We start from the raw sequence: 1,269 nt of genomic DNA, 5'->3' as shown, positions 1-1,269 counted from the left end.
GTGAACAGCCTGAGCCGCGGTTTTTCCGGCATCCGCCGGCAAGTGATCGATGCGCTGATCGCACTGATCAACGCCGAGGTTTATCCACACATTCCGTTGAAAGGTTCGGTGGGTGCATCCGGTGACCTGGCGCCACTGGCGCACATGTCCCTGGTGCTGCTGGGCGAAGGCAAGGCCCGCTACAAGGGTGAATGGCTGCCGGCCGTCGAGGCCCTTAAAGTCGCTGGCCTCGCGCCGCTGACCCTGGCCGCCAAGGAAGGCCTGGCGCTGCTCAACGGCACCCAGGTCTCTACCGCGTTTGCCTTGCGCGGTCTGTTCGAAGGCGAAGACCTGTTTGCCGGTGCCCTGGCCCTGGGTGGTCTCACCGTCGAAGCGGTGCTCGGTTCGCGCTCGCCGTTCGATGCGCGCATCCACGCGGCTCGCGGCCAGAAAGGCCAGATCGATGCGGCCGCGGCCTATCGCGACCTGCTGGGCGAGCGCAGCGAAGTCTCCGATTCGCACCAGAACTGCGACAAGGTCCAGGATCCGTATTCCCTGCGCTGCCAGCCGCAAGTGATGGGCGCCTGCCTGACCCAGTTCCGCCAGGCCGCCGAGGTGCTGGTGATCGAGGCCAACGCCGTGTCGGATAACCCGCTGGTGTTCGCTGCCGAGGGCGACGTAATTTCCGGTGGCAACTTCCACGCCGAACCGGTGGCGATGGCCGCCGATAACATGGCCCTGGCGATTGCCGAGATCGGCTCCCTGAGCGAGCGGCGTATCTCGCTGATGATGGACAAGCACATGTCGCAACTGCCGCCGTTCCTGGTGGCCAATGGCGGCGTGAACTCCGGCTTCATGATCGCCCAGGTGACCGCGGCTGCGCTGGCGAGTGAAAACAAAGCGCTGTCCCATCCCCATTCGGTGGACAGCCTGCCGACTTCGGCGAACCAGGAAGACCACGTCTCCATGGCTCCGGCAGCCGGCAAGCGCCTGTGGGAAATGGCCGAGAACACCCGTGGGATCCTCGCGGTGGAATGGCTCGCGGCGTGCCAGGGGCTGGATCTGCGCGGCGGTTTGAAAACCTCCGCCAAACTGGAGCAGGCCAGGGCGCTGCTGCGTGCAGAAGTGCCGTTCTACGAAAAGGACCGGTTCTTTGCGCCGGACATCAATGCGGCGAGTGAATTGCTGGCGAGCCGGTGCCTGAACGAGCTGGTCACGGCGCAGTTGCTGCCGAGCCTGTAAGGCTGAAAAACATGTGCCCTGTAGGAGCTGCCGAAGGCTGCGATCTTT

The 1,269-nt window shown here is 64.5% G+C and carries 1 protein-coding gene; it reads left to right on the top strand.

The annotated features are described in order from the left end of the window. Window positions 1–1,221: histidine ammonia-lyase (hutH, locus tag OC610_RS27640; protein ID WP_264432690.1), on the top strand; the 1,221-nt coding region annotated here is incomplete at its 5' end. Window positions 1,222–1,269 lie beyond the last annotated feature (48 nt).

The sequence above is a fragment of the Pseudomonas agronomica genome, assembly GCF_025917275.1.
GTDB classification, from domain to species: Bacteria; Pseudomonadota; Gammaproteobacteria; order Pseudomonadales; family Pseudomonadaceae; genus Aquipseudomonas; species Aquipseudomonas agronomica.
Note: the sequence above shows the minus strand (reverse complement) of the source record. Positions and strands in the feature narration are given on the sequence as shown.